We start from the raw sequence: 3,651 nt of genomic DNA, 5'->3' as shown, positions 1-3,651 counted from the left end.
CAGAAGGCCCCGAGTGTAGCCATCGCTCAAGGCCGGAGGAAAGGGCGTTTCAATAGTCGATTTGGGCAACAACGCCCATCTGATCTGAAAAAGAGACAGGGCCCGTGTCGCCACTGAGCCCCGTCCTCGATCATCTCCCCTGGGCGGTCCACCAGGTCTTGCGCTGCCCATCGTCCAGGAAACTCCAGGCGAGGATCCGGCTCACCTTGTTGCCTTGCGCCATGTCGATCACCCTGACATCCTGCGCCCCCACCCGAGCCAGCGCCTTTCGTGCGGCAGGCAGGTTTTCCTTTTTCGACACCAGCGAGCTGAACCAGAGGCATTGGCTGGCAAACTCCTTGCTCTGCTCTATCATGGCCGCCAGAAACGCCGCCTCGCCCCCCTCGCACCAGAGCTCGGCCTTCTGGCCGCCGAAATTGAGCACGGGCGCCCCGGCCACTGCCTGGCCCTTGCCCAGGTTGCGCAGCTTTCGCTCCGTCCCCTTGCTCGCTTCCGCCAGAGAAGCATGAAACGGCGGGTTGCACAGAGTCAGGGCAAAGTGCTCCTTCGGCCCCAGGATCCCGCGAAAGACATGCTTGGGGTTACCCTGATGACGGCATGTGATCTGGTTGCCCAATCCATTGCTGGTGGCCAGCAGGGTCGCCGCCTTCACCGACACAGGATCGATGTCTGAGCCCACGAAGCGCCAGCCATACTCCCGGACGCCCAGCAAGGGATAGATGCAGTTGGCCCCGACACCGACATCCAGCACTCGAACCTGCTTGCCCGTCGGTACGCATCCCGCGCTCTCGGCCAGCAGATCCGCGGCTCGATGCAGGTAGTCTACCCGGCCCGGAATGGGCGGGCAGAGATAGCCGGGGGGCAGATCCCAATGCGCAATGCCATAGTGCAGTGCCAGCAATGCCCGGTTGAGCGTCTTGACGGCGGCCGGATCGGCAAAGTCCAGGGTTCGGGTGCCGTGCTCGTTGGTGAACACGAAAGGCGTCAACGCCGGGGTACGCTGGCAGAGCGCGTCGAAGTCGTAGGGTGCCTGATGGCGATTGCGCGGGTGCAATCCGGTTTTCTGCTGGGGTGTCATGCTGGACCTGCCGAGGATCAAGGGGGCCACACTATAGAGAGTCGACCAGGGAAAGTCTAAACGAGGGTCATAAAAAAACCGGGCCCTGAGGGCCCGGTTCAAGTGAGGTTGGAAAAACAGTCCGTACTGCGAGCCGTTTGTCCAGCCTGACTCAGATGTCTATCCGGCGTGCCTGCCAGAATTTGCTGCGCCAGTAACTGCTGTCGAGCTTGGAGCGTGTCACCCCGGCGCGGGTGGAGGCATGAATGAATTCGCCATTGCCGACATAGATGCCCACGTGATTGAGGCGGCGGTTGATCTTGAAGAAGACCAAGTCTCCTTCGACCAGATCCTGTTTGGAAACCCGGGTGCCTTCATGGACCTGGGAGCGGGTATCACGGGGTAATTCGATGCCGACGGCATTGCGGAACACTTCACGGGCGAAGGCGGAGCAATCGATGCCTCGCTGGCTGCTGCCTCCCATCCGGTAAGGAACGCCGCGCCACTCTTTGTATACGGTCAGGATTTCGTTGACGTCAGGGGTTGGTGAAACTTCGGGTTCAATCACGGGTTCCATCATGGAAACCTCGATCTTGCTCGCGACCTCGGGTTGGGGTGCCGATGCACAACCCACCATTCCGAGCGCGACCAGCAGTAGCATCAGGTGGCGCAATCCTTTATCCCCGCAAAAAGAGTGAAACTTGTTAAAATGCAGCCCGAAAGGGCAATTTATAAGGCAACAGCACCCGACTATATCCAAGAATTCTATCGAGGCAAGCGAAAATCCCAATCGACCTCACATTTTTGCAAGGAAATGCTCTGTTTAGCGCAATTTATGTGATCATGCCCAAACAATATACAATCTTGAAAGCATCGGTTTTGAGCGCATCAAACGGACTGTTATCACTATTTCACCCCCATTTTTAAGTGAAATATTATGCTATCTGCGGATCTCTATTTGTTAAATACGGCAAGCGTTGATGCAGACCTGGTGATCAGGCTGGCATCCGAACTCGCCCCGGATGAACGCCGTCACTGGCACGAGATCCACCAGGCGGGTCGCCAGCATGAGTACCTGCTCGGCCGGGTGCTGCTGCGCCGCCTGCTGGCCGAGCGACTCCATTGCCGGGCCGATGCCCTGACTTTTGGTATCGGTGTGCATGGCAAACCGACACTGCTCAGTCATCGCTGGCAGTTCAACCTCAGCCACAGCGGAGAGTGGCTGGTGATCGCCCTCTGTGAGGAGGGCCCCCTTGGGGTGGACATCGAGATGGGAGTGCGTCACCGCCCCATACTGCCGCTGGCCAAACGCTTCTATGCGCCAAGCGAATACCAATGGTTGAGCGCCCAGCCCCGAGAGGAGCAACATTCGGCCTTCTATCGGCTATGGTCTCGCAAGGAAGCTGTGCTCAAGGCGCATGGCGATGGTATTTCCGCCGGGCTCGACAAGATCTGCTTCCTTCCGGAGCAGGCATGGCAGCTCAATAATCATCTCGACAATCGCCACTATGAAATCCGTGACTGGCCCACGGGCAGCGGATGGCTCAGCCTGGCTGCCCCGGCCCGCCGGGTCGATGCCCATCTGCTGGACGCACGCTTGAATTCCACCCCGCTGGACCCCATGTTGATCCACACCATTTTTCGAGAGTCAGCCTCATGATCGTCGACATCACTCCCCAGAACTTCCACGCAGAATTGCTCGATGCGTCCATGAAAAAGCCGGTCGTCATCTATTTCCACGCCCCCCAGATGCCGGAGTGCCAGGCCATGACCCCGCAGGTGGAAGCGCTGGTCGGCCCGGCCAATGCGGCGGTGACCCTTGCCAAAGTCGACATGAACGACCCCCAGTTGCAGCCTCTGGCCAGCCAGCTTGCCCTGCGCGCACTGCCCGCGCTGGTGCTGTTCCATCAGGGGCGCCCGGATGAACAGGCCATTCTGGAAGGGCCGCAGGATGAAGCCACATTGCGCCAGTATTTCGCCGCCTTTGCCCCCAAAGAGGAGGAGTTGCTGCTCGATCAGGCAAAGCAGGCGCTGGAGAACGGGCAAGCCGATGTGGCGCACACCCATCTTGGCCAGGCCCATCGCCTCGCCCCCGAGCGTCACGACATCACGCTCTGGCTGATACAGGCCGCGCTGGATCTCAATCTCCTTGACGAGGCGCAGAGCCTGCTTTCGACCATCCCCATGGTGGCACAGGATGACCATTACCAGACCCTGAGCTCCCGCCTCTCGCTGGCGCTGCAGGCCAGCGACAGTCCTGAGCTGCGCGCCCTGGAGCTGCGCCACGCTGAACAGTCTGATGACCATGCCCTCGCTCAGGAGCTGGCGGTGCTCTACAGCCAGGTTGGTAGACAGGAGGAGGCGTTGGCTCTGTTGTTCACCATCCTCAAACGTGATCTCGCCTTTGGCGATGCCAAGAAGATCTATCTCGATGTGCTGGCAACCATGGGCGCACACCCGGCGGCGCAGAGTTATCGTCGCAAGCTCTACAGCCTGCTCTATTGAGCGACAGGAAAATCATACCAATCGGATTAAACATTAGGTCAGTTTTATCCAATCTCGGCTACAAAGTGACATCACCCGCTCCACATCGG

4 protein-coding genes are annotated in these 3,651 nt (G+C 59.4%); 2 read left to right on the top strand and 2 right to left on the bottom strand.

What is annotated here, in order from left to right; genetic code table 11:
* Positions 1–130: 130 nt before the first annotated feature.
* Both rlmF and OKC30_RS20165 read right to left on the bottom strand, forming a co-directional pair.
* Positions 131–1,078 carry a 23S rRNA (adenine(1618)-N(6))-methyltransferase RlmF gene (gene rlmF / locus OKC30_RS20170; protein WP_160837892.1) on the bottom strand — a complete coding sequence of 316 codons (948 nt, stop codon included), beginning with the start codon at positions 1,076–1,078 and terminating at the stop codon, positions 131–133.
* Positions 1,079–1,229: 151 nt separating this feature from the next.
* Entirely contained in the window at positions 1,230–1,718 is a 489-nt protein-coding gene (locus tag OKC30_RS20165) for a C40 family peptidase (RefSeq protein ID WP_039039319.1), read from the bottom strand.
* 276 nt (positions 1,719–1,994) lie between these two features.
* On the opposite strand from OKC30_RS20165, the gene OKC30_RS20160 reads away from it, so the two are divergent.
* Together OKC30_RS20160 and OKC30_RS20155 are read left to right on the top strand one after the other, a co-directional pair.
* A complete protein-coding gene (locus tag OKC30_RS20160; protein ID WP_160837890.1) occupies positions 1,995–2,717 on the top strand; it encodes a 4'-phosphopantetheinyl transferase family protein in 723 nt (240 codons plus the stop codon).
* Positions 2,714–3,562: a tetratricopeptide repeat protein gene (locus tag OKC30_RS20155; protein WP_042017306.1), complete on the top strand. Its 849-nt coding sequence runs from the start codon at positions 2,714–2,716 to the stop codon at positions 3,560–3,562. The genes OKC30_RS20160 and OKC30_RS20155 overlap by 4 nt, the downstream gene beginning before the upstream one ends.
* Positions 3,563–3,651: the final 89 nt, after the last annotated feature.

The organism is Aeromonas sp. QDB18 (assembly GCF_027705325.1).
Taxonomy (GTDB): domain Bacteria; phylum Pseudomonadota; class Gammaproteobacteria; order Enterobacterales; family Aeromonadaceae; genus Aeromonas; species Aeromonas caviae.
This window is presented reverse-complemented; position numbering and strand designations above follow the sequence as displayed.

What these genes read in the sequence shown, in the direction of transcription:
- rlmF (WP_160837892.1), bottom strand. Translation starts at nt 1,078, where the DNA reads ATGACACCCCAGCAGAAAACCGGATTGCACCCGCGCAATCGCCATCAG.
- OKC30_RS20165 (WP_039039319.1), bottom strand. Translation starts at nt 1,718, where the DNA reads ATGCTACTGCTGGTCGCGCTCGGAATGGTGGGTTGTGCATCGGCACCC.
- OKC30_RS20160 (WP_160837890.1), top strand. Translation starts at nt 1,995, where the DNA reads ATGCTATCTGCGGATCTCTATTTGTTAAATACGGCAAGCGTTGATGCA.
- OKC30_RS20155 (WP_042017306.1), top strand. Translation starts at nt 2,714, where the DNA reads ATGATCGTCGACATCACTCCCCAGAACTTCCACGCAGAATTGCTCGAT.